Below are 24,570 nucleotides of genomic sequence, written 5' to 3' on the forward strand. Positions count from 1 at the left end.
TAACACGAAATTGACCGACCTTAAGTGCCTGATTTTTTCCAGAAAAATTGGCGGGCTTGAGAGAGGCGAAACGAAAATCAGTCTTCCCGACGGGCAGTATAGTTCGCTGAACGGAAGAACCACGGTTTTAGTCAGTCGCTCAAAAGAAGACATTCCAATTACCGTGACTTGCAACGAAGAAACTCGCGAAGGAGTTATTAAAACTGAATACGATGCCACCGCTGGTATTCTGGGAAATATCGTATTTGGTGGAATTATCGGAATGGGCATCGACGCCTATAACGACAAAACATATGACCCGCCGGAAATTTATAACTTGGCACCACTGTGTTCGACGAAGAAACCTGTGGAGAATCTCGCTGAGAATTCTGAAGAGCCCCGCCGACCAAGTTCTCTTCATAAAAGTAAATATTAAATCAAAAAGCCCTCGCAGAGAGGGCTTTTGTTTTTCATCTCAGTGACGCACATCCTTTCACTCCATAAAAATATATAAAAAAATGTATAATAAATTTGTATTAAATATACATTTATGTATGATTTTAGAGATGAAACAAGTGAGCGCGGATATTCCGTTGTATTTATGGGAAAGTTTTATTGCGGTGATTGAAGAGAAAACTCTTCAAAAAGCGGCGGATAAACTTCGCACGACACAACCGACGATCACGCGCCACCTCCACCAGCTCGAAGAGGCCCTCCCGTTAAATCTCTTCGAGCTGCGTGGAAGAACTAAAGTTCCAACGCCGTTTGCCTTACAACTTCATCAAAAGATCCGAATGCGTTTGCAGTTTTTGCCTGAGGATATTCATCAGTCTTTGCAGCAGTTTGCTAAATCTGAAAATGTGTCTTTGACCATTGCCGGGGATCTTGAAGTTTTAAAACGTTTCTTCTGTACTGTGAATTTTTCTGGAAAGTTAACTTTACGAGAATCTCATACGGATGATTTGAAGAAGGAGCTGAAGGATGGTCGTTACGACGTCATTGTGAATCGCGGCTTGGTCGACACGAGCCTTTATATTTGCAAAAAACTTTTTCAAGAAGAGTTCACCCTTGTGGTTCCCAAAAAGTTTGCAAAGAATAAGGATCTATCAGACTGGAAAGATCGTCGTTCTCAATTTCCAATGAGTCTATATTCTGAAGATCTCGTGCTCTCTCAAGAACTCCGAGGCAAGATGTCTGTGAATTTTGAAGTAAATGATTGGACTGCGATTGAAGCTCACGTCCAGAAAGGTTTGAGTTGGTCGATTATTCCTTCGAGCTATGTGAAGAAAAATTCCAACTACTATTCATCTCCATACTCCATCCGTGGAGCAAAGATGCTGACAGATTTTTACATCTACTATCGTCGCGACTTAAGCCGCCAAATTTGGTTTAAAGATTTCTTAGAAAACATCGTCGAGAAATCGAAATCTCGCTAGGGTTTAGACTCTCCACTCACAAGATCTATTTAAATACATATTTTCTTCCAAAAGAGTCCGTATAGAAAACATAACATCCGTTATCAATATGGAATGAGTTCACAATAAGCTCCTGGTAAAGAAAAGGCTCTCTTTCGAGAGCCTTTTTAGTTAACGCATTATTGCCAGATAAAAGAAGCAGGCACCTTTTAGTGGTGGTGGATGGCTTGGCCTGTGTATTGGGCTTTGATACCGAATTCGCGCTCTTTTTGAACTTTGAAAAGTTCTTTTGGCGATTTGATATCCAAAGCGTTGATCAATACTTGGTCCACATGATCCACCAAGATCACTTTAAGATCTCTCATCACTTCCTTAGGGATGTCCTTCAGATCTTTTTCATTCTCTTTAGGACAGATGATGATCTTAATTCCACCGCGGTGAGCCGCTAGGATCTTCTCTTTCAATCCACCGATCGCCATCACACGGCCACGTAGAGAAATCTCTCCCGTCATCGCCACTGTGCGCTTCACAGGGATTTTCGTGATCGCAGAAACAATCGAAGTCGTCAGAGCGATACCTGCCGAAGGACCGTCCTTAGGAACCGCACCCTCTGGCAAATGGATGTGCACGTCGATGTTAGAGAAGTATTCTTTGTCCAAACCGAACAAAGGACCTCTTGAACGAACATAGCTCATCGCCGCCGCACAAGACTCTTTCATCACATCACCCAATTGGCCCGTGACTGTGAACTTACCTTTACCAGGCACCACACTCACTTCGACAGCAAGAAGGTCACCGCCCACTTCCGTCCAAGCCATACCGTTCGTCAAACCGATTTCGTTTTCTGTCTCGATCACGCCGAACTTGAATTTGTGAGGACCCAACAACTCAACAAGTTTTTGCGGAGTCACCACATAGCCTGTTGATTTCGTCGCAGTCTTCGCTGTTGCTTTCGCACCTTTTTTCGCCGCAGACTTTTTATCCGTCTTCGTTTCGGCTTTAAAGTTTTCAACAGCCTCACCCATCACGATTTCCTTAGCGACTTTACGGCACACATTGGCCATTTGTCTTTCCAAGTTACGGACGCCGGCTTCTTTCGTGTAGTAACGAATGATGTCGCGGATTGTTTCGTCCTTGATAGAGACTTTGTAATCTTTAAGTCCATGGTTTTCCAATTGCTTCGGAACTAGGTAGTTCTTCGCAATGTGGAATTTTTCCTGCTCAATGTAACCTTCAAGATTGATGATCTCCATACGATCCAACAATGGACGTGGGATTGTATGCAATGAGTTCGCCGTTGCGATAAACATCACTTTTGAAAGGTCGTATTCCAACTCCAAGTAGTGATCTTGGAAGTTGTTGTTTTGTTCAGGATCGAGCACCTCAAGCATCGCGGCCGCTGGGTCACCGCGGAAATCGTTTGCCATCTTGTCGATCTCATCAAGAAGAACAAGTGGATTTCCTTTATCTACTTTACGAAGAGCTTGCAGGATTTTACCTGGCATCGCGCCCACGTAAGTTTTTCTGTGACCGCGGATCTCGGCTTCATCTCTCACGCCGCCCAGAGAAATTCTGGCAAACGGACGATTCAAAGATTCTGCAATCGATCTTGCAAGTGACGTTTTACCAACCCCTGGAGGACCTGCCAAACAAAGGATAGGACCCTTCATGTCTTTCGAAATCGAAAGAACGGCAAGGTATTCAAGGATACGGTCTTTTACTTTCTCAAGACCCCAGTGATCATCATCAAGGATGCGCTGAGCGTTCTTGAGATCATGTTTTTCTTCATTGAAATCATACCAAGGAAGAGAAAGAACCCAGTCGATGTAGTTACGCACGACTGTTGCTTCCGCAGACATAGGCGACATCATTTTGAGTTTTTTAATCTCTTTCATGACCTTGTCTTTGGCTTCTTGGCTCATTTTCTTATTCTTAGTTTTTACCTCAAGGTCTTGCAATTCAGCTTGGTAATCGTCTTTCTCACCAAGTTCTTTCTGAATGGCCTGCATTTGTTCGTTGAGGTAGTACTCTTTTTGCGAGCGCTCCATTTGCTTTTTCACGCGAGTGCGGATCTTCTTCTCCACTTCGAGAATTTCGATCTCACCTGTCATGAGGTTGAGCAAATGCTCCAAACGTTTTGAAGGATCTACGATCTCCAAAACAGTTTGTTTGTCTTCAAGTTTCAAGTTGAGTTGCGCGACAATAATATCCGCAAGTTCACCAGGATTTTCGATGGTAGAAACACGCATCAAAATTTCTGGTGGAATTCGTTTATTCAATTTCACGTAAGTCTCAAAAGTTGACTTCACTGAACGAACCAACGCTTGAGCTTCAACGATATTCGTTGGGTCTTCGTCTAAAGGTTCACAAGAAACCATGAAGAAGTTATCGTTGTTTAAGAAATTCTTAATCTTTACACGACGTTTGCCTTCTACAAGAACTTTCACAGTTCCATCAGGCAAGCGCAAAAGTTGAATGATTGTTCCCACAGTACCGATAGCAAAGATGTCTTTGGGTTCGGGATTGTTGGTTTTTGCGTCTTTTTGAGCCGACAAAACAATATCGGTCTGTTTGCTCATCGCTTCTTCTAGAGCGTTGATGCTCTTCTCACGACCTACAAACAAAGGCATCATCATATGTGGAAAAATGATGAGGTCTCTTAGGGGCAAAAGTGGTAGTTGTTGTACTTTTCCCTCGCTCATATCCTCTCCCTCCCTGTGGGTTAACGAGCTTACTTGTGCTTAGGACACAAGCCGGATCTGCATCGGTTAAATATCCGTATCCAACCTTCGCTATTCCTTCATTAAGTCTAACTATGTGTACGATTACTGGGAAGTAAATATATTGGGAAAAAAAAGAGTTCTGGCCCTTGCCACGAGTCCAATTTGCTCACATTTTAGGCATCATAAAAGAGGTTAATGCTACCCGAAAAGTATTCTTATTTGTGTCGGAATTTGAGAATCTTTCCTAATTGTAATTTCCAGGAGTCAGATTTTCGTGCCCTTTTTGTCCAAATTGTTCGATAAGTGCACTGTGACACCTAGAGATTCCAGACGCTGGTTCCGCAGAAATTCTCTCTCTCTAAAGCTTCTCATTGCTACATGGGCTGTGAGTTCTTTTGCCACGCTCATTTTAACGGCGTTTCAGCTTCTTATGGACTACCAGCGTGACTTTGACAAACTACAAAATAACTTCGCCATTATCAAAAATTCCTACCTCGACTCTATGGCCGAACATCTATGGTCTTATGACACCAGACTGCTCGAAATTCAGTTGGATGGGTTGAGCCGACTTCAAGGTGTTAGCTACTTACGTCTTGTGGCAGATAACAAAACTATCTACGAATCCGGTAAAACAGATCCAACAGAAGAGAGCCACAAACGCTTTGATATTTACCACAAAAATACCAACGAAATCCTGGGTACTCTGGATGTGGAGTTGGATGTCCGGTCTTTGCGCGAAAAGTATTTCCAGGAAGCGATTTGGATTTTCATTCGCCAAGCGGCGAAGACCATGGTTGTCGTTTTCTTCTTGTATTTCATCTTCAATCAAATCCTGGTTGTGCATATCCAGCAGATCGCGGAGTACTTAAAAACCAATCGCGGCAGAGCCAACGAAGATCTTAAACTTCATCGTCCCCATCACCGTGGTGAAGATGAGCTGGATGTTCTTGTCGCCTCCATCAACTTGTTCCGTTCAGAGCTTTTAGAGGCCAACCAAAAACTGGAGGCTTTGAATCAAGCTCTTGAGCAAAAGGTCACGGATCGCACGCGCCAGTTGACGACTAAAAACGAAAGCCTGGAAAAGGCGATGTTGCAGATCAAGCGCATGCAAGCCACTTTGGTTGCGCAAGAACGTTTGGCTTCCTTGGGAAGTCTCACTGCCAGTGTTGCCCATGAGATCCGCAATCCATTGAACTTCGTTCTTAATTTCAGTGAGCTTTTGACGGACTCTGAAAACATTGAAGAGGTTCGTGAAATCAGCCGCGTTGTTTTGAAACACAGTCAACGCATTGATCAAATCGTGCGCTCCATGCAGATCTTGTCGGGTTATGACAGTGATGTTTTGGAAAGCACAGACATCAACGAGATTCTGAAACGCGCTTATCAAGAAACGATCTCAACAAGAGCCTTGGGTTCAAGCTATGTTCCACCAAAGGTGACCTATCGCCTGGGGGACAATGTTGCAGCCCCTGTCTATGCCACATCCCTGCTACGAGCACTTTCTAACATCGTCGACAATGCTATTCATGCTCTGGAAAAAAAGGTTCTTACCAATAAAAACTTTGAACCTGAGCTGACGCTTTCCACAGCCGTGCGTGGAGACATGGTCGAAATCTCGATCCGCGATAACGGTGTCGGCATCCCTGCCATTCTTGGTGAAAAAATATTTGATCCGTTTTTAACAACAAAGGCCGCAGGCGAAGGGGCTGGTCTTGGTCTGACTGTTGCTTTTAATATTGCACAGAAACATGGTGGCACCTTAAAGTATACAAGTGAGTTCGGCCAATGGACTGAGTTTGTCATGGCTTTACCACTTGTACATGAGAGACCAAATCCATGATTCATATTGTGATCGTTGACGATGAGGCAGACACTCATCTTCTTTACAAACTGAAGTTCAAAAAGCTTTTTGCTAACGTCGGCAATTTGAATCTTATTTCCTTTTTGAATGCGCCCGATTGCCTTCGTTATTTAGAACGCAAAGACATCCCACCTGTGGATCTCATCCTTTCAGACATCAATATGCCCGATATGGATGGCTTTGAACTTCTTCAAAAAGTTCACGAGATGAATGGTAAAATTCCGTTCTATATGGTGAGCGCTTACGAATCCCCAGAGTTTCGCATTAAAGCAGACAACTTAGGTGCCACACGTTTTCTTAGTAAGCCTGTCGACTTCCATTTACTGGGAGACATGCTGAAAAAAGATCTTTCCATTCAGCCTTCTTAGTTCCTTTTTGGAACTGCGCCTGCCTTTTGAGGTCCAGCTCCCAGGTTTATATTTGTCACATCTTTTTGTGTTGTGATGGACTTATTTCCACCAAACACAAAAAGGAGTTTGTATGAAGTTCGTTTCAGCTCTTGTGATTATTTTTGCTCTTTCTTTTGCTCACGCTGAAGAAAAAATTAAATGGTATTTCAATAACGAAGAACTACTTAAGATCATCGAGATCTACTCAAAGGCCTCAGGACAGAAATTCGTTATCGACCCTGGAGTGCGCGGCAGAGTCTCTATGTTCAATCAAGAGGCCATCACTGTGGATGAAGCCTTCAATCAACTTTCTTCGGCTCTGGCGATCAATGGCTTTGCGATCAGCAAACAAGGCGACACGATGATCGTTAAGTCGGCTCGCAATATTCAAAGAGATCTTATCGAAGTCAGCTCTGAAAAGCCTTCCTTAAAGCCAGAGAGAATGTACACATGGGTTTACAAAGCAAAGTATGTTCCGGTAGCAAACATCAACCGCGACTTGCGCATTCTTCCATCTAAAGATGGCGAAATGAACATCTCTATGGATACAAACCAGATCTTCATCACAGATTATGTTTCCAACATCAATCGCATCGCAAAAGTCTTAGAAGAAGTAGATAAACCTTTGGACGCGGCGACAGCGAAACTTGTTAAAGCGAGCCGAGACGAACATAAAGCTCGTCGTGCTGAGAGAGAAAATAAAAAAGAAGAGAAAACAAAACCTGATAGCCACTAAGGTTTAAACAAGAATAAAGTCCGAAATTCCTTTGCGGAAATACATCGTATGTCTTTTTATCAAAAGAGTACGATGAGTAAAGGTGGACTTTATGATTTTTCAAAATCGAGAGGAGGCCGCAAGGCTTCTTCTTAAGAAACTCAGTTCCTATCGCGATAAAAATCCCTTGGTGCTTGGTATTCCTCGGGGTGCCATGCCGATGGCGAAAATTATCGCCGAAGGCCTTCACGGGGAATTGAGTGCAATCCTTGTTCACAAGATCCCCGCCCCTGCTCAAGAAGAACTTGCTATTGGCTCTGTGGGTTTAAGTGGAAATATCTTTCGAAACTCCCGTGTGATTGATTATCTGAGCGTTCGCAACTCCTATATTGAGGCCGCGGCCCAAGAGCAGTTGAGGATCCTTAAAAAACGTCAGGAAAAATTTCAGATAGGCTCTGTGAATTATCAGGATCGCATCGTCATCATCGTCGACGACGGTATTGCGACAGGAGCCACTGTCTTTGGCGCCGTCCATGAAGTGAAAACACACAAACCCAAAAAAGTGATTGTTGCCGCGGCCGCCATTTCTCATGACACAGCCGAAGCCCTTCGCCCTTTGATTGATGAGCTGGTGGTTTTAGAAGACAGCGACTCATTCTATGCTGTGAGCCAGTTTTTTGTCGACTTCGCTCAGGTGAGTGATGAAGAAGTCGTAGAAATCTTGCGATCGCGGTCACAACCTCGTCCACCTGAAACGAATGTCTAATGGAAAAGCGAAATATTTCTTTATTACTTTGTGGTGACGTGATGACCGGTCGAGGTATCGACCAGATTCTCGCCCATCCCTCAGAGCCCACTCTGCATGAATCCTACGTGAAAGATGCCACCGACTATGTTCATCTTGCAGAAGTAAAAAACGGACCCATTCCCCGTCACGTGCCGTGGAACTATATTTGGGGTGAAGCACTTCATGAAGTTCGTATGAACAAACCCGATGCATGGATTGTGAATTTAGAAACGAGCATTACGTCTTCAGAACAGTGGCTGAATAAGGGAATCAACTATCGCATGCACCCGGACAATGTTGCCTGCCTCAAGAAGGCGGGGATTGATGTCTGTTCTCTCGCCAACAACCACGTTCTGGATTGGAGTCTGTCGGGACTTCAGGAAACTCTGCAATGTCTTCGCAAAGCCGATCTAAAAACGTGCGGCGCAGGCGCAAACAGAAACGAAGCCTCACAGCCGGCCATCTTGGATTTTGGAGATCGTGGTCGCGTCCTTGTTTTTTCCTTTGCGACGGAATCCAGCGGTGTTCCCATCGCTTGGGATGCGACAGCTAGTGGTGGTGGGGTGAATCTTCTAAAGACTCTTGATAATGCCGCCATTAAAAATTTAAGGAATCATATTCAGTCCTACAAACACCCTCGGGACTTGATTGTCCTCTCTATCCACTGGGGAGAAAACTGGGGCTATGAAGTGGCGCCAAATGAGGCATGGTTTGCGCGACATCTGATTGATGAGGCGGAGGTTGATGTGGTCTATGGACACTCTTCCCATCACGCCAAGGGTTTTGAGATTCACGATGGCAAATTGATTTTATACGGTTGTGGAGACTTTTTAAACGACTACGAAGGAATCGGTGGTTACGAGAATTTTCATTCGGAACTTTCCGTGATGTATTTCGTCGAACTGGATTCCGAAACCGGAAAACTCGCAGATCTGAAGTTAGTGCCTTTAAGACTGCAAAAGTTTCAGCTTAAAAAAGCCTCACGCACAGAAGTGTCTTGGATCAACAAGACACTCAATCGCGAAGGAATCAATTTGCCTCACAAACTCAAGATAGAGCCCGACTTGTCTTTAAGATTATCTATTCCGCACTAAAAGTTTAACTTCATCACGACAATCACAATCCGTTTTCAATGCATCGCCTGCCTCTGTGTTTTGGCAATACTTCTGCAAATCCTCATGACAGGATTTTTCAGCAGTTCGGTTTGTTTGTGCTAAAACTTCGATGGAGTAAATAAAACCAAGAGCCAAAGACAGAGTCAGCATGGCAGCAATAACTTGCTCTTTCATACTTTCCCCCGCTTACGAGAGAGTTTATGAAAGCCCTTTTTAAGATTAAATAAGAAAACTCCGGCTGTGTTGTTTTACAGAGGAGTTTTCTAAGAACCATGTAAGAGATTCTAAAAATAATAATGCATCATTAAATATGCATAATCTTCGAAGTCATCACTCATGATCGACACGAGCGCCTGCGAGACTCGCCTGGCGATCCTATCATTTTTATAAATAGGCCCGCGAATATGGAGATGCTCTGAGCATCAGGGTATAAGGGGGCCATTATGAAAAAGATCTTTTTGTTTTCCCTGCTATTTTCCCTCAACGCCGTGGCCGCCGTTTATGGCACGGACAATCGCCAACTGCTTTCTCCGTCGCACTCGCACTATACTCTTTCTCGCTCTGTCGCGGTTCTGGTCCCTAATAACTTTATTGAGGACTCTAAGACTGTTCCGGGAACAAAAGATCTTGTGACTTTTCCTCTGACGGAAACTCAGTACCTCTGCCCTTCAGAAAGATTTGCTAGCCAGCCGAGCTTTCATGTTTCGTGCACGGGCTTTCTTATTGCCCCGGATCTTTTGATGACGGCGGGACATTGTGCTGTCACTTTTGATGAAGTTCGTGATGAAGCTAATTCTTATTGCACGGATTTTTCCTGGTACTTTGATTTTGAGGCGGACTCGCAAGGCCGAATTAAAACCACGGGGATTCCTTCAGAGAATATTTATGCTTGTGAAAAAATCATTCACGCGGCTCACACAAGTATTCCCGTAAGTCCCACTGTCATTGATTTTAAGGACGACTTCGCGATTATTAAACTTAAGAAGATCGTGAAAGACAGAATTCCATTCAAGCTGACAAACGCACGCCCTCTTCCTGGAGACAAGGTGACGATCCTGGGTCATCCCCTTGGCGCGCCAAAAACTATCAGCACGGGACACATTCTTTCCAATGAAGCAACTTATGACAGATCCAATGTTCATAGTTTTCAGGGAAACTCGGGCTCTCCGATGCTGAACTCCAAAGGGGAAGTCTTTGGTATTCTCGTTCGCGGTTATCCGCCAAGTCTGATTGAAAAACCCGGACAACAATGCAATGTCGTGAATCGTTGTAATGTGGCAGGAACTTCGTGCACCGAGCCTGATCCTGACGGGCAACGTATCGGTGAGCACTCCATGCCGATCTCCTTGATAAATAAATTAAAAGAGCTAGGCTTAGTGAATTAATCCCTTTCAGGAGAATTCATGTCAGGCCTTCGCCTTATTGCTCTTACTGAAGCCGCCAAGGGCCTTATTGTGCTGCTGGCGGGTTTGGGCCTTTTGGAATATCTGCATCGGCATATTCAGCACTTCGGAAATATCTTTTCAGCCCATGCGGGATTAAATCCTCATCATCATTACCCTAAAGCCCTGGGGCAATTTCTCTCGGGAGTGACCGATCAAAAAATCATGTGGCTGGCCTTAGGAATCGTCGCATATTCTTCACTTCGTTTTATTGAAGCCTATGGTCTTTGGAACGCGCGTTCATGGGCTCGCTGGTTGGGAATTATTTCTGGCGGAATTTATCTTCCCTATGAATTTTACGAACTCTTTGAAAGGTTCTCGTGGATAAAGCTGGGGATTACGTTTGTTAACATATTGGTGGTGATCTACTTAGTCTATTCTCAACGATCTTCGACCGAAGTGGTGTAAATCAACAAAGGCGTCTCATCACCGAAATGTTTTTTAGGACCGCAAATTGAAATGCAAACCAATGTCCAAGATGATTCTTCTAAATTTAAAAAAGGAGAATCCCATGGCATTACAAACTACACCGTCGCCTGAAAAAAGACGCGGCTCTATGACCACTGAAGAGTCGGAGATTCAACAAATTGTCGAACGTTTTAATAAAGCTTTCGACGCTCGGAATCTGGAAGAGATCATGTCTTTTTACGCCCCCGATGTCGTCGCTTTCGACATTATGCCACCTTTGCAGGTCGTTGGCAGAGACGCTTACAGAAAAAACTGGAACCAGTACGTGACGGGCATGAAGGGGCAAACCTCCTGCAAAATCCGCGATCTTCAAATCGGAGCCAGTGGCGATACGGCGTTCTGCCATTTCTTATCACATATGACCGGCACAACGACTAAGGACGAAAAAATGGATATGTGGGTACGCCAAACCGTCTGCTTTAGAAAAGAGAATGGCAAATGGCTGATTGTCCATGAAAACTACTCTGTGCCAGTGGATATGGAAACCGACAAACCTCTGTGGAATCTAGATCCCGACAAACAAGCAGCGCATTGATTCTGACTTATTGAGGAAGCCCAGGTGAACTGGGCTCCTGCCAAATCGAAAAACGATCCACCATCAATATTCCAGAGACGACTTCTGCTTGAGGGTTTTTTTGTTTCAAATACATTTGTGAAAGCCCGCTGTACTTCTTGTACACGTCCCCTAATTCGGCACAGAAGTTCTGCAAAGACTCCTGAGACAACAAAAATTCAAAAGCCTGAAAATTATTGAGGTTGTTCTTGAGTTCATCGCGCTTATCTAAAAAATGACGGGACCGAGCCATGATGGACTGATGAATACGTTCGTTGTAAGCGGCTTCAAGCTTCCCGCCCCTCCTCCACTTAAACGGATAATGCACAAGAGCTACGATACGATCCCCCGGCATGACTCGAACAAGTTCGACACTCTCAAGTTCACGCAGAGCTTTTCGCATTTCTTTATCGGAAAAATGTAGATGCTGTTTGTGGACCTCATAACTAAGCCCCAATAAAGTATTTCTAAAGAGAAGCATGTAATTCAAATCGCGCGAAAGAACTCGCTCTTGTTCTTCCGTGAAAAGATGAACCTTCACTGTTTGCTCTTTGCTCATATCTAAAAAGTCATAAAGGGAAATTTCCAGCACGCTACAAAAATCTGAAAGCTGAGAAATTGTGAGATCATCACTGTTAAGACGACGTTTAATTGTAGCCGGAGATAGACGCAGTTTTTGCGCAATGGATTCATAAGTCAGACTCTTTTGTTTCATGAGTTTCTTCAAAAGACTTTGGATTCTTTTTTGTTCCAGCATTGACCCCACCCTTAAAAACGACCGCCAAAGAGGTCATATTTTGACCCTTTTAAAAATCATATTATCTTTTGGGTCAAGTTTTATTAGTTCTGGAGCCGATGAAAAGGAGATCCTATGAAATCAATACTAATGACTCTTGCACTTAGCTTTGCACCCTTGATGGCTCAAGCCACAGTCGACCTTGCAATTAAATCTATGCCGGCCTTTCCTTTAAGAGGACCCTCTGCGCAAAGACCCGCTTCCGAGCACGAAGCCCACAACACTTTCAAATGTTGGATCGGTGGGATGAAATCCATCACACCCACTTACGATCATGACACTCTGAAGAGCGCTGAAATTTTCATGCAAGATCCCGCTTGCGCGCCCCAAGGTCTCACATTGAAGTTCGATGTGACATCACGTGCCACCAATGGTCTGATTATTTTAAACTTGGTCTCGCCAGCAATCGAAAACACACCTCTGGCTGCCTATAAAAATCCTGAATTGGTTTTATCGCTTTCAGATTTAACAGCAGGGTTCCGCCCCAACAGCCTTCCGACATCTGTTCCTTTGATGCACTTTAGAGTGATCTTCAATCACGCCTACAGCTATGATCCTAGCCGATACGGGCAGTTTGGTGCCGAGTTTTTAACTTTGCACAAGTGGCAGCGCACGGCGATCACTCTTGTAAAAACAGAAACTCATACCTTGCCTCCGGGATGCCTCCCGCGATTTCCAAAAATGTCCTGCACGTATACGACGTCCTTGTACAACATGACTTTTGAAAACTCACTGACGGGGAAAATTCTGGAAACTTCTTTCGAAGAAGTGACTCAATAAAGCCAAAAACAAAAAGCCCAAGATCTCTCTTGGGCTTTTTGTTGAATTTCTAATTTTCAAAATTCAATTCCTAAGCGGAAGATTTCTTTTTAGCTTCTTCTTCAGCCTGGATTTCTTCATCCGTTTTGTAAACCAACATTGGCTGTGCACCATCGTTGATCACATTTTCGTCGATCACAACTTCCTTCACGTTTGATTTCGAAGGAATGTCGTACATGATATCCAGCATCGCCGTCTCAAGAACACCGCGCAGACCGCGGGCTCCTGTTTTACGTTTCAAAGCCATTTGCGCTACCGCACGAAGAGCTTTGTCCGTAAACTTCAACTCAACACCTTCAAAGCTGAAAAGCTTTTGGTATTGTTTTGTGATGGCATTTTTTGGTCTGACCAAGATATCCATCAAAGCTTCTTCATCCAGTGGTGCAAGCACCGCAATCGCAGGCAAACGACCGATGAACTCTGGGATCAAACCGAATTTAGAAAGGTCATCCGGCTCCACCTTCGCAAGAAGGTTCGAGCTCTTTTCCACTTCTTCAGAAGTGCGGATGTCGGCAGCGATACCCATTGTTTTATTTGAAGTTCTGTTGTCGATGATCTTATCCAGACCTACGAAAGCTCCACCCACGATGAACAAAATGTTTGTCGTGTCCACTTGGATGAATTCTTGTTGCGGATGTTTACGTCCACCTTTTGGCGGAAGATTTGCAACCGTGCCTTCAAGAATTTTCAAAAGAGCTTGCTGAACACCCTCACCACTCACGTCACGCGTGATAGATGGGTTTTCAGATTTACGAGAGATCTTGTCGATCTCGTCCACGTAGATAACGCCACGCTGAGCTTTTTCTACGTCATAGTCCGCCGCTTGCAGAAGATTCAATACGACGTTTTCAACGTCTTCACCGACGTAACCGGCTTCCGTCAAAGTCGTCGCATCCGCCATCGCAAATGGCACATTCAAAATTTTCGCAATAGTTTGTGCAAGCAACGTCTTACCAGATCCCGTTGGACCAATAAGCAAGATGTTAGATTTTTGCATTTCTACGTCAACACTCTTTTTAGTTCCTGTCGACATAGAGTTCACACGTTTATAGTGATTGTGAACCGCAACCGCCAAAGTTTTCTTGGCTTGCACTTGGCCGATCACATAGTCATCAAGATACGTTTTGATATCGGAAGGTTTTGGAACTTTGAACGTTCCTTTGACCGCCGTCTCGCGCTCTTTTTCCTCGTCAATGATGTCATTGCATAGATCAATACACTCATCACAGATGTAAACGCCTGGGCCTGCAATCAGCTTCTTAACTTCTTTTTGGCCTTTGCCGCAGAAGCTGCATCTCAATGCGCCGTTAGTATCTTTAGTTGTCATCGGCTATTATCCTTTTTTCGCTTTACGAGATTCAACAACGTGGTCAAGCAACCCGAATTCTTTTGCTTGGTAAGGGTCCATGAAGTTATCCCTTTCCATCTGCTCTCTCAAGAAATCATAAGGTTTGCCTGTGTGCGTTTCATAAATGCGAGTGAGTTTTTCTTTTGTTTTAAGCAACTCTCTTGCATGAATTTCGATATCAGTAACCTGACCTGACAAGCCGCCTCCAGCAAGGAGCGGTTGATGGATCATAATACGAGTGTTCGGAAGGCTGTAACGCTTTCCTTTCGTACCCGCAGTGAGCAAAAGAGAACCCATGCTCGCGGCCATACCCATACAATATGTTGCCACATCGCACTTTACGAATTGCATAATATCGTAGATCGCAAGACCTGCAGAAACGCTACCACCAGGAGAGTTGATATAGAGATGGATGTCTTTTTCTGGATTATCCACTTCAAGGAAAAGAAATTGCGCGATAATCGCGTTAGCAACCTCATCCGTCACCTGTGATCCAAGGATCACGATACGGTCTTTTAAAAGGCGGGAGTAGATGTCGTATGATCTTTCACCCTTTGAGGTCTGCTCTATGACGTATGGAATGAGTGCCACTGCTGTCTCCTGTGGTTGTGATTGAGGTGTCATTCTGTGCTACCTATCGGAATACTTAGGCAAGACTTTATCAAAAAGCCTTTGACCCGTAAAACTGCTGTGCTACATCTATTAACGTTTCACAAAACCGAATCATATTAAGGGGTTCATATGGCTTTCAACTTGCTCAATAAAGACATCGAAACACTGACTAGCCCGGCTTTGGTCGTGTTTTCTAAGTCATCTTCTCAAAAAGATAAGCTCGCAAAAGTGACTCATTCTGAGCTCAACAAAAAACTAGCTGCTTGTTTGGAAGAAAAATCCATCACTGGTAAGCACCAAGAAGCGGTTACTTTCCGCGAAATGAACTACAAAGGTTTCCGCCACGTGATCGTCGTAGGTCTTGGCAAAGAAAACCAAATCGACCACGAAAGCGTTCGTCAATCTATGGCAACAGCTTTTGAAGCGGTGAAAGCTTTGGGCGCTAAAGAAGCGGCTTTGCACTTTGATGGCATCACAACTAGCAAAAAAGATGCTGCTGACTTCATGAAAGCGGCTGTTGAAGGTTTGCTCCTGACTTCATATGTATTCAACGAATTGATGTCTGGTAAAAAAGAAGAAAAAGAAATCGACATTCACGTTGTAACTAAACTTGCTGCCGACAAAGCGGCTAAAGCGGCTTTCAACGAAGGTGTCATCCTTGCAACTTGCACAAACTTCTCTCGTCGTTTGGGCGATCTTCCAGGCAACTTGATGACTCCGACAATCCTTGCTAATTCAGCTGTTGATGCGGCTAAAGGCACGGGTCTTAAAGTCACAGTTTGGGACAAAGCGCGTATTAAAAAAGAAAAAATGGGCGGCCTTTTGGGCGTGTCTAATGGTTCTGCGCAAGAGCCACGTTTCATCATCATGGAATACAAAGGTGCTGCGGCTTCTAAAAAGCCTGTTGTGTTCGTAGGTAAAGGTCTTACTTTTGACTGCGGCGGTATTTCTATTAAGCCTTCTGCCGGCATGGAAGAAATGAAATTCGACATGTGCGGTGGCGCAAACGTTATCGGAACATTGCTTGCGATTGCGAAATTGAAATTGAAAATCAATGCTGTCGGCCTTGTTGCTTCAACTGAAAACCTTGTGGGTCCTGAGGCGACGAAGCCAGGTGACGTTCACACAGCTCGCAATGGTAAGACATTCGAAGTGAACAACACAGATGCTGAAGGTCGTTTGATCTTGGCGGACGCACTTTCTTACGCAACAGAACTTGAGCCACAAGTGATCATCGACGCTGCGACTTTGACTGGTGCGATGGTTGTTGCTCTTGGCAACACACACACGGGTTACTTCACTCGCAATTCTGCTTTGAAAAATAAAGTTGAAAAAGCGGCTGGTGAGTCTGGTGAGTGGGTATGGAACATGCCACTTGTTGATTTCCACGTGAAAGATATGAAAGGCACATACGCTGATCTTTCTAATATCTCTGCGGGCAAAGGCGCTGGTTCTGCAACAGCAGCAGCGTTCCTTGAGCAATTCGTAGGTGAAGGCATTCCTTGGGCGCACTTCGATATCGCAGGTACTGGCTGGGCTGTGGGCAACCGTCTTCCATACTGCCCTAAAAAAGGGGCTTCTGGTGTGATGGTGCGTACTTTCGTAGAAATCGCGAAACAACACGCCTAATCATTTTTTGCAATAATTGATCAACAAAGAAACCCTCATGAATTATAAAATTCTTGAGGGTTATTTTATGTCTGATGAAGTTAAAAAGCTAGTCGACGGTTTTCATAAATTCCAAAACAAATACTTTGTTAAAGACACAGATCTTTACGAAAACCTCAACACTGGCGGACAAGCTCCGAAAACATTGATGATAGGCTGTAGCGACTCGCGCGTCGACCCAGCCCTGCTCACTCAAGCAAAACCCGGCGATATCTTTGTTATTCGCAACGTAGCTAATCTTGTGCCTCCTTATGAAGTCGGCGGGGGTTTCCACGGGGTGAGTTCCGCGGTTGAATTTGCAGTTAAAAACTTAAAGGTTGAAAACATCATCGTCCTTGGTCACGAACAATGTGGCGGCATCAACGCTCTTCTTACCGGAACTCACGACAACTCAAAACCTAGCTTTATTTCTTCATGGGTTCGAATCGCTGCCGAAGCAAAAATCGAGGTACTCAAAGAAATGCCGAATGCGCCTCTGAAAGATCAATTGAATTCGTGTGCTAAGAAGGCCATTTTGATTTCGATTGAAAACCTCATGAGCTTCCCTTTCATTCAAGAAAGAATGAAGTCTCATGAGTTAAAAATTTACGGCTGGTTTTTCGACCTCGAGGTTGGAAAGCTCCTCGAGTTTAACTACGAACAAAGAAAGTTCGTCGAAATTTAATTAGAAATTAAGAACCATCGGGTGGCCGAGATATCTTGCTACTTCGTCGCTTTCAATCACTAAAGCTTCAGAGTTTTTCTCATCCACAAGTTTCACGGATTTTAACAACCACGTGCGTGGCCATTCTTCAGGAAGATTCGTAAAACGAACCGTCACAGCCGAACCTTCGTTGAATTGAAACTCACCGTCACCGGGACGCTCACCCACGATTTTTGAAACTGGCAAAAAGAGTGGATTGATCTTTGCCATGTCCGCTGAGAATTCGCAGCGACCTTCGATTTCCATTACTGGTTTGTCGCCCGCAACAGAAACACCTTCTGCTTCAAACGCCAAAGAAACTTTACCAAATTCCTGACAAGCCAATTTCTTTTCGCCATTTTCATTTACGAAAACAAAGTGACCTAAGCTGATTCCGGCTCCACCAGAACTTTTTTTAAGTTCCAGACCCGAGAGAAGTCTTTGCTTAACAGCTTCATGAAGTTTTTCACCGCGCAAGTGCGAGAAGTCGAAAGTATTTTTGATGGCAGCAGGATCACGATTCACTTGATATTCGTCCGTTGTATAATTGATGACGGAATAACCTGCGACAAAACACACAGTAAAAAGACAAAACACGCCGTAGAATTTTCTCATAAACCCGAGCCCTCTTTGCTGTAGAATAACATGGCGATATTAGCGTGGAAACGGCCCTTGGTCGGGTTCTTAGGGCACTAAACCCCTTGTAATTTTTTCTTCTCCCCTTAAATTTCAGACACAATTACCGGTAATTGAGAACGTGAGACACACTCTAACTATGCTGGAACACTAAGCCTTTGACTCTTTTAGATCATTCGCACTAAAAAACGAACGCTATGAACAAAACCTCAGAATTTTTATTAAATGAATTCCAGCGTCGTCGCTCTCAAAATCCAGCGCTTACGAATGCTCAGTTCGCGAGAATCCTGGGCATTCCTTCAAGCCGTTTGAGCGATTATATCAACGGTCGTCGTATCATGACGATGAGTATCGGTCGCCAGGTCATCAAGGGCCTTGGGATGGCTGACAATGATTATGATCATCTGAAAAGTCTGATTGAGTTTGATAAAAGAAAACTGAAAACACTTTTGCCTGAGGTGCAACTTAAAGAAGACGAATTCGCGGTGATCTGCGATTGGTATCACTTTGCGATTCTCGCCTTGGTTCCCGTGAAGTCCTTCCAACCTTCGGCGGCGTGGATTGGTGATCGTTTGAATATTCCGGTGGAGGTTGCGCAAGCAGCTATCGAAAGATTGTGCCGACTTGGACTTCTTAATGTTGAGGGTGGAAAATTCATCGTCACGCAAAAACAGCTTGAGACAACTCACAACATTCCTTCTGAATCCTTGCGCCGCTCTCACAAACAATCTTTGGTGCAAGTTCTAGATAACATGGATCGCGTTCCTTTGGATCTTCGTGATGTCACTTCCATTACGTTCCCAATGAATCGTAAAAAAATCCCTGAGGCGAAACGTTTGATTCGCAACTTCCGTCGCAAAATGGCGACCTTGATGACTCAAGGACCTAAGACAGACGTATACAATTTGAATGTGCAACTTTTCCCCGTAACGAAGGTGCAAAAATGAAATCTCTGATTTTTTTCGCAGCGTTTGTTCTTTCTTCTTCGGCGTTTGCTAACAACTGGTATGACCGTGGTAATGCGGGCTTTGCGATCTTCTGTGCTGGCGACGTGAAACCGCAGGTTTTGGATCTTTACGAAGTTTCTCAACGTCACGCTTTGACTCCGGCTCTTTCTGCAAAAACAACGGCTGTTGAAAAAGCTGTGGATTTATTGTCTCGCTTAAACTCCCTGGATCCGGCTCGCGCAAAAACTTATCGCATGTGGACCCAGGATTTTATGGGCTCTGCTTCTTTCATGACTTCTGCGACTGAGTTTGTGAAAACTCCAGATGCAGGACTTGTGGCGTTGCCTGAGGGTTGCAAGCTAGAGCAGGTGGTCTTCCAAAGAAATCCGTCCGTTTTGAACAAGGCTCGTTACATCGTGAACAGCGCTTTGTGGAATCAGTTGGATGCTGACAATCAAGCCGCGTTGATCATTCACGAAGTGATTTATCGTGAATTTATCAACAGTCTTTCTTTTGAAGTCACTTCTGAAAGAATTCGCGCGTTCAATGCTTTGATTCATGCCAATGGCCTTCAAGGTCTTTCGCAGGAATCTTATCTTGCATTGCTGCAAGAACTTCACTTCCCTAGTTTTGAGTATAAAGGCTTGGCTCTATCTTTAGGTTCCACGGATGCAACCGGTTCTTGGAACGTCAGCCGTCTGTCTTTTGAAAACGGTGTGATTCGCAACGCCGTTTTATCGGGCCGTCATCCTTTTGAACGTCCTTATGTAAAGTTCTATTGCAATGACAACGCCTCCGTTGCTGATCTTGGATCTGTAGTCTTTGGTAACGACGGAAAATTAGTTTCGTTGCGTGTGAACTCTGACTTTGTTCAAAAGAACGAGTGCTCTTTGCCATTTATGGAATACAGAACAGCAAAAAGTGATTTCACAGTGAGCGGTACTTCTTGGGATTTTGATTCCGATGAACAGCCTGCAGTGGTTAAGGGAACTCTTTCAACGTCCGGACAGTTCCAATTAAATTATGCAGGAACCACTTACTCTTTAGCGTGGGACCCGTTTAAACCTGTGAACGTTGAAACTTATTTTGGTTTCGATAAAGACTTGAACTTGCGTGAACTTGGTTTGGGTGGAGCTGCTTGCCGCAGTTCTTTGAATCAAAGTGTGATCTTCACTCCAAAGAACTTCTTATCTGACAGCATTCTTTTATTGGATGAAAACGGAAATCTTACTTCTGAACTGGGCCTTTGTTTCTAACAAGGCCCTCGTTCATCTACTTGCCGCAACCGACAGGTTGATAACCCTTGAAAGTTGCGCCAAGCTCTTGGGCTTCGTGAGCGATCGCCAGCAAGCCCAGTTTCGCAGTCCAACCGTAAACGTTTTCTTGAGGGCATCCTGGCGTGTTGATCGCAAGATCTGAAACACACAGACGCTTGTAAACCGCTCCGGGGCTGTTCAAACTGTCTGTGGAACTTTTCTCTGCATGGGTTCGGAGGAATCCACCCGCCAACTCACAGCCAATCATATAAATCACAGGTTCAGCACTCGCTCCGTCGGCTTGAACGATGGAAGGAATACCTTCTTGAATGATCACTTCTTCCACGTCACGTCCGCCTTTAGCGGCTTTCATTTTTTTACGAGACTTGTAAGACCATTCTTTCACTTCAGCACCAGATCCCACACGAATCACGGCCAAGCCGTATGTTCCTGCGTTGTTTTTCACGAAGACAAAAGGTTCTTGGTTAATACCGCGTTTTTTGTATTCTTCGCGCAAACGGTTGAGCATCGCATCGACTCTTTCAGCCAAAGCATTGCGGCTGTTTTCATCGCCGATATCAAAGTTTTCAAAAAGTTCTGTTTCCACTCGGAGCAAGAACGGATCAATCTTTGTGATTTCAGCAAACTCGTTCACAAGTTGATTGTAGTATTTGAAGTACGTGCTTTTCTTTCTTTGATACCAACCCAGCTCGCGCGGAGGATTCATTGGAAAATCAGTCACCGTTTTCGCCCAGTCTTCATAAGCTTCCGAGAAATCGTTATTGCTGATGATAAGATCCGGTTTGAAAGTTTTCAGAAGCTCGCCGTCTTTAAGAGCCGAGTGAACAATCACTTCGTTGCCCGCAGAGCTTGTCAGTGTCAAAGGTTCTGGCAGTTCACGCGGGATTGCGACCTTCACTACTCTGTCGCTGGCTTCAATCAAATTGCGAATCGTATGCACGTTTTCCCAGTAGAACGCATTGTTCGTGTGTTCTTCTGTAACAAGTAAAATGTTTTTTACATTCGCCCCGTAGTGCTTCGTGATGTACTTGTTCATCAAGCCAATGGAAGTTTCCTTGTCCGTCGGGCAGATGTTGTTAAATCCCGCCGGAAAAATATTGGCATCGACGTTTGAAATTTTATAACCCGAATCACGGATGTCGTAACTTGAGTAAATGGGATACGAAAGGTTTGCCGTTTTTGAAGAAAACCACGCGCAAATCTCGTTCATATTGGCGAGGGTTTGTTTGTGCAATATTAGTTTCGCCATAGATTTCTCCTTTGTTCCGTCCTACAAGTTCGGATCTTCTTCAGGAACAACTTTGGGAGGAAGAGGTATAGAGGGTTTCTTCTCCTCTGGCAAGAGAGAGTCCGCTTTGACTCGGCCCGACCGCTTTAGACTGTTAAGCTTTTGGGACTCTTCCGTGAGACTCATTGTCTCGCCGCTTCCGTAAATTTGTTTTTCAGTTTTCTTTCTAACTTCAGACAGATAGACAAAGAATGCTTGCTCATAAGAGTTCATCTTTTGTCCTGCTATCGGTCGATAAAGATCCGCTTGATCCATCAAATCAAAAAGATCTCCGCCCAGACGATTTTGCACTTCGCGAGTCTTGGCAGATTCAACCTGCGTATAAAGATCGCGGTAAGTTTCTTGCAACTTCGTCTGTGCGCGTGGTGACCAGGTCGAATCATTAAGGCGCATCGCTTTGATCAAATACACTTGCACCCATTTTTGACCTTGCGCAAATTCCGAGAAATTATCGGCAGAGAGTTGATTCGTTGAAACACTCCCCATCTGCACATAAGTTTTTGCCAACCAGTCGGCTTTTACTTGCGGGCCTTTTTCTGCCATCACTTTGGTGATGCCCTTTTCAGCTTCATTCAAATAGGCAATCGCTTCAGCGTCGCGACCTTGACGACCATACACCGCTGCAAGACGCGCGGGGATTTCCGCTTGGGCGACTTCCACAGGAAGATGCTCACCGATTCTTTTTGCGTCTAGAAGGGCTGCCACCGTTTTCAAATCATCACCCAATGCTTCATAGGCAAAGGACATGCGATACAACGCCAACGCGGCAATCTCGGGCTGGTGCTTCAACGTTTTCAAATAAATATCACGATAGAGATCTGCCGCTTCTTGATAACGACCCAAACCTTCTAAAGACTGCGCCTCGCCCAATCGCGCTGATTGATAGAAAATGGATTGAGAACGACGGCCTTGAAAATCACGGAAGAGAATTCCGGCTTCTTCGTAGCGGCCCTTCTCTAAAACTTTTTCCGCATTTAAAATTTCCGCTTCTTCAGAGGCTCTTTGCACTTGGACTTGTATTTGTTGTTCTTCAGTCAAACGATCACCGAAAAGACTGGCGCAACCAGAGAGCAAAAACAATGAAGCTGCTAAAATCAATTTCATGCTTTCTTTTCCCCTTCTACAATCAAACCGCTGAGTTCTTCCAAACCCGACAGATCGGAAATATCCTTCACGAGATCAGGAATACGAAACACGCGAGCGTCTTTCTTCATATTCGCCTCGAAGTTCTGATAAAGAACATCCCTTTGATTGTAGTAGGACCTCATTTGCGAGTACAAGCCCACAAGATCTTGATGCGCTTTTTGAGACCTTCCTTCCGAACGGAGGTCTAGCCAGTAAGGAAAAACCCGATTTAAAACCACCGTTGTGAGATGGTAACCGCCCTTTTTGATCTCTTTTGAGAAATACTCTGCCTCTTTGAGCTTGGCCTGATCAAAAGAAGTCACGAGGCAAAAATGCGTCGATGGTGACACAAGCATTCTATGCACATCCACGGTGCGCTTTAAAAGCTGCCCCTGCCACTGCTCGATGTTCATAAAAAAATCACCAAGCTCGTGAATGAAGCTTGAACCCGTGAGGGACTCTAAAACTTTTAGAACTTGGCGAGTTCCCGTTTGTAACAAATGACCGAAGAAACCTGATTTTTTTCCTTCGGGATCGCGGAACCATTTCGCCACACCTTCGTTAAAGAGGGCTGAAAGTTTTTGCGGCGAATGCAAGAAATCAATGGCGTGTTTCGTTGGTGGCGTATCCAGAATGATCAGGTCAAACTCTTTGGATTCATAACAAGAATAAAGTTTTTCAAGAGCCGTAAACTCTTGCGAACCGCTTAGGTTCGTCGAGAGCTGTTGGTATAATTTATTTTTATAAATTTTCTGAACGGCTTCATTTTTCTGAGCGGCTCTTGCGACAAAATCGTCAAAAGTTTTTTTATGATCAATAACGGAAGCGTAAAGCTCCCCTTTGAAATTCTGACCAGGAACTTTGGTGATGTCTTTGCTGCCTTCAATTCCCAGGGTTTGCGCCAACCGCTTTGCGGGATCAATGGTAAGAACTAAAACTTTCTTTCCCTCTTTGGCAGCAAGAACTGCCAAGGAAGCGGCGACTGTGGTTTTACCCACTCCACCACTGCCAACACAGACAAGAATTTTGGTATTTTCAAAAATCTTCGGCGTCACTTCAAGGCCCCCGCGATTTTTTCAACCAGAGCCCAGGCTTTTGTTTCAAAGAACAACGGCACTGTTAAAATTTTCTCTGTGGTTTTTTTCACTTTCTCGCGCATCTCGGATTGGTGAGTTAACTGATGCTCGATATAAGCTGCGAACTTTCCAAGATCTGAATCTTCATCTTGAACTTCTTTGAGTGATTTCTCCGGAATCGTCGTTTGAATCATTTTATTTAAAATCAACTCGGCAGAAATTGAAAACTCGGCTTTCAGTCGTTGCAACAACTCCGACGCCTCTTTCACCGGAAGTTCTTCAGGCAAAGTCACGACGTGGTATTTGCAAAGATCTTCATTGCGAATGCAGGCATCAATACTGCGCGATTGTTCCCCCATCGGACCAAACTGAACGGCCTGTGCCATGCCCTTCGGAGCTTCTAACAATGCAATGAAATGTCCTGTGGCAAATGCATCAACCACAATGCAGTCAAATGGCAAAGGAGGGCCATGTTTGCGCGGACCGCTTGTCACTTTTCCCAAGATCGCAAGTTCCGGCAAAGCTGGCGCCACGTTGATGAAGGCTTTCATCACTGCATTTTCAAAAAAGAGTTTCGCAAGAGTTTCCACCTTGATGAGATAACGGGCGTACTCTTGAAGACAAGCGTCTCCTGTCCACAGAGCGACAGATAGATTTTCTCGAATGGAGGTGGGCTGAAAACCGACGGACGGAAGCTCAAAGAAATCCTTAAAAAAGCTCTGATCTCCGAGCTCAACTAGCAGGACCTTTTTGCCTTCACGACTCTTCTTAAGGGCCAGGGCTGCGGCGATCACCGACTTCCCTACTCCCCCTTTTCCGGTCACAAAGTGAATCTCTTGCTTCATAAGT

25 protein-coding genes are annotated in these 24,570 nt (G+C 44.5%); 15 read left to right on the forward strand and 10 right to left on the reverse strand.

Annotated features, from left to right (window positions below; genetic code table 11):
- The first annotated feature begins 10 nt into the window (after positions 1–10).
- On the forward strand, positions 11–415 hold the full coding sequence (locus tag ACL934_RS18890; protein ID WP_413612793.1) for a hypothetical protein: 405 nt from the start codon (positions 11–13) through the stop codon (positions 413–415).
- Between the two features lie 130 nt (positions 416–545).
- On the forward strand, positions 546–1,415 hold the full coding sequence (locus ACL934_RS18895; RefSeq protein WP_413612794.1) for a LysR family transcriptional regulator: 870 nt from the start codon (positions 546–548) through the stop codon (positions 1,413–1,415).
- 188 nt (positions 1,416–1,603) lie between these two features.
- Here ACL934_RS18895 and lon read toward each other — a convergent pair whose 3' ends face one another.
- Positions 1,604–4,096, reverse strand: a complete 2,493-nt coding sequence (lon, locus tag ACL934_RS18900; protein ID WP_374076165.1) for an endopeptidase La — start codon at positions 4,094–4,096, stop codon at positions 1,604–1,606.
- Positions 4,097–4,502: 406 nt separating this feature from the next.
- Between lon and ACL934_RS18905 the strand changes: the two genes are divergently transcribed.
- The 5 genes from ACL934_RS18905 (at position 4,503) to ACL934_RS18925 (ending at position 8,963) form a co-directional block, all read left to right on the forward strand.
- Entirely contained in the window at positions 4,503–5,957 is a 1,455-nt protein-coding gene (locus ACL934_RS18905; RefSeq protein ID WP_374076167.1) for an ATP-binding protein, read from the forward strand.
- A complete protein-coding gene (locus ACL934_RS18910; protein ID WP_374076169.1) occupies positions 5,954–6,346 on the forward strand; it encodes a response regulator in 393 nt (130 codons plus the stop codon). The genes ACL934_RS18905 and ACL934_RS18910 overlap by 4 nt, the downstream gene beginning before the upstream one ends.
- 112 nt (positions 6,347–6,458) lie before the next feature.
- The gene (locus ACL934_RS18915) at positions 6,459–7,103 is read left to right on the forward strand and encodes a hypothetical protein (protein WP_374076171.1); all 645 of its coding nucleotides are present in this window, start codon (positions 6,459–6,461) and stop codon (positions 7,101–7,103) included.
- Between the two features lie 91 nt (positions 7,104–7,194).
- The gene (locus ACL934_RS18920) at positions 7,195–7,848 is read left to right on the forward strand and encodes a phosphoribosyltransferase (protein ID WP_374076173.1); all 654 of its coding nucleotides are present in this window, start codon (positions 7,195–7,197) and stop codon (positions 7,846–7,848) included.
- Entirely contained in the window at positions 7,848–8,963 is a 1,116-nt protein-coding gene (locus ACL934_RS18925) for a CapA family protein (RefSeq protein ID WP_413612795.1), read from the forward strand. Before ACL934_RS18920 ends, ACL934_RS18925 begins: the two co-directional genes overlap by 1 nt.
- On the opposite strand, the gene ACL934_RS18930 is transcribed toward ACL934_RS18925, so the two are convergent.
- Positions 8,946–9,158: a hypothetical protein gene (locus ACL934_RS18930; RefSeq protein WP_413612796.1), complete on the reverse strand. Its 213-nt coding sequence runs from the start codon at positions 9,156–9,158 to the stop codon at positions 8,946–8,948. The two genes, ACL934_RS18925 and ACL934_RS18930, sit on opposite strands and share 18 nt — an antisense overlap.
- Before the next feature lie 269 nt (positions 9,159–9,427).
- Between ACL934_RS18930 and ACL934_RS18935 the strand changes: the two genes are divergently transcribed.
- From ACL934_RS18935 to ACL934_RS18945, 3 genes are all read left to right on the forward strand, one after another.
- Positions 9,428–10,369: a trypsin-like serine peptidase gene (locus ACL934_RS18935; RefSeq protein ID WP_413612797.1), complete on the forward strand. Its 942-nt coding sequence runs from the start codon at positions 9,428–9,430 to the stop codon at positions 10,367–10,369.
- Positions 10,370–10,387: 18 nt separating this feature from the next.
- Entirely contained in the window at positions 10,388–10,834 is a 447-nt protein-coding gene (locus ACL934_RS18940) for a DUF2127 domain-containing protein (protein WP_374076182.1), read from the forward strand.
- Positions 10,835–10,937: 103 nt separating this feature from the next.
- Positions 10,938–11,429, forward strand: a complete 492-nt coding sequence (locus tag ACL934_RS18945) for a YybH family protein (RefSeq protein ID WP_413612798.1) — start codon at positions 10,938–10,940, stop codon at positions 11,427–11,429.
- A 7-nt stretch (positions 11,430–11,436) separates the two neighbouring features.
- Here ACL934_RS18945 and ACL934_RS18950 read toward each other — a convergent pair whose 3' ends face one another.
- Positions 11,437–12,162 carry a helix-turn-helix domain-containing protein gene (locus ACL934_RS18950; RefSeq protein WP_413612799.1) on the reverse strand — a complete coding sequence of 242 codons (726 nt, stop codon included), beginning with the start codon at positions 12,160–12,162 and terminating at the stop codon, positions 11,437–11,439.
- Between the two features lie 156 nt (positions 12,163–12,318).
- Here ACL934_RS18950 and ACL934_RS18955 point away from each other — a divergent pair, with 156 nt between their 5' ends.
- Entirely contained in the window at positions 12,319–13,023 is a 705-nt protein-coding gene (locus tag ACL934_RS18955; protein WP_413612800.1) for a hypothetical protein, read from the forward strand.
- Positions 13,024–13,093: 70 nt separating this feature from the next.
- Here the strand turns inward: ACL934_RS18955 and clpX are convergent, their stop codons facing one another.
- Both clpX and ACL934_RS18965 read right to left on the reverse strand, forming a co-directional pair.
- Positions 13,094–14,389: an ATP-dependent Clp protease ATP-binding subunit ClpX gene (clpX, locus tag ACL934_RS18960; protein ID WP_374076190.1), complete on the reverse strand. Its 1,296-nt coding sequence runs from the start codon at positions 14,387–14,389 to the stop codon at positions 13,094–13,096.
- 6 nt (positions 14,390–14,395) lie between these two features.
- The gene (locus tag ACL934_RS18965; RefSeq protein ID WP_413612801.1) at positions 14,396–15,034 is read right to left on the reverse strand and encodes an ATP-dependent Clp protease proteolytic subunit; all 639 of its coding nucleotides are present in this window, start codon (positions 15,032–15,034) and stop codon (positions 14,396–14,398) included.
- Positions 15,035–15,151: 117 nt separating this feature from the next.
- Between ACL934_RS18965 and ACL934_RS18970 the strand changes: the two genes are divergently transcribed.
- A complete protein-coding gene (locus ACL934_RS18970) occupies positions 15,152–16,651 on the forward strand; it encodes a leucyl aminopeptidase (protein ID WP_374076194.1) in 1,500 nt (499 codons plus the stop codon).
- A 37-nt stretch (positions 16,652–16,688) separates the two neighbouring features.
- Complete coding sequence (locus ACL934_RS18975) at positions 16,689–17,354, forward strand: carbonic anhydrase (protein WP_413612802.1); 666 nt, start codon at positions 16,689–16,691, stop codon at positions 17,352–17,354.
- Here the strand turns inward: ACL934_RS18975 and ACL934_RS18980 are convergent, their stop codons facing one another.
- A complete protein-coding gene (locus ACL934_RS18980; RefSeq protein WP_374076201.1) occupies positions 17,355–17,987 on the reverse strand; it encodes a hypothetical protein in 633 nt (210 codons plus the stop codon).
- Positions 17,988–18,205: 218 nt separating this feature from the next.
- Here ACL934_RS18980 and ACL934_RS18985 point away from each other — a divergent pair, with 218 nt between their 5' ends.
- Together ACL934_RS18985 and ACL934_RS18990 are read left to right on the forward strand one after the other, a co-directional pair.
- Positions 18,206–18,955: a TIGR02147 family protein gene (locus tag ACL934_RS18985; RefSeq protein WP_374076203.1), complete on the forward strand. Its 750-nt coding sequence runs from the start codon at positions 18,206–18,208 to the stop codon at positions 18,953–18,955.
- Positions 18,952–20,211, forward strand: a complete 1,260-nt coding sequence (locus ACL934_RS18990; protein ID WP_413612803.1) for a hypothetical protein — start codon at positions 18,952–18,954, stop codon at positions 20,209–20,211. The genes ACL934_RS18985 and ACL934_RS18990 overlap by 4 nt, the downstream gene beginning before the upstream one ends.
- Positions 20,212–20,227: 16 nt before the next feature.
- Here ACL934_RS18990 and gshA read toward each other — a convergent pair whose 3' ends face one another.
- From gshA to ACL934_RS19010, 4 genes are read right to left on the reverse strand one after another with little or no spacing between them, the layout of a single operon-like run.
- A complete protein-coding gene (gene gshA, locus ACL934_RS18995; RefSeq protein ID WP_374076206.1) occupies positions 20,228–21,481 on the reverse strand; it encodes a glutamate--cysteine ligase in 1,254 nt (417 codons plus the stop codon).
- Positions 21,482–21,502: 21 nt separating this feature from the next.
- Positions 21,503–22,624: a tetratricopeptide repeat protein gene (locus ACL934_RS19000; RefSeq protein ID WP_413612804.1), complete on the reverse strand. Its 1,122-nt coding sequence runs from the start codon at positions 22,622–22,624 to the stop codon at positions 21,503–21,505.
- Positions 22,621–23,700: an ArsA family ATPase gene (locus ACL934_RS19005; RefSeq protein ID WP_374076211.1), complete on the reverse strand. Its 1,080-nt coding sequence runs from the start codon at positions 23,698–23,700 to the stop codon at positions 22,621–22,623. The genes ACL934_RS19000 and ACL934_RS19005 overlap by 4 nt, the downstream gene beginning before the upstream one ends.
- Positions 23,697–24,566: an ArsA family ATPase gene (locus ACL934_RS19010; RefSeq protein ID WP_374076213.1), complete on the reverse strand. Its 870-nt coding sequence runs from the start codon at positions 24,564–24,566 to the stop codon at positions 23,697–23,699. Before ACL934_RS19010 ends, ACL934_RS19005 begins: the two co-directional genes overlap by 4 nt.
- Positions 24,567–24,570: the final 4 nt, after the last annotated feature.

It is taken from the genome of Bdellovibrio sp. HCB-110, assembly GCF_047323225.1.
Lineage (GTDB): Bacteria > Bdellovibrionota > Bdellovibrionia > Bdellovibrionales > Bdellovibrionaceae > Bdellovibrio.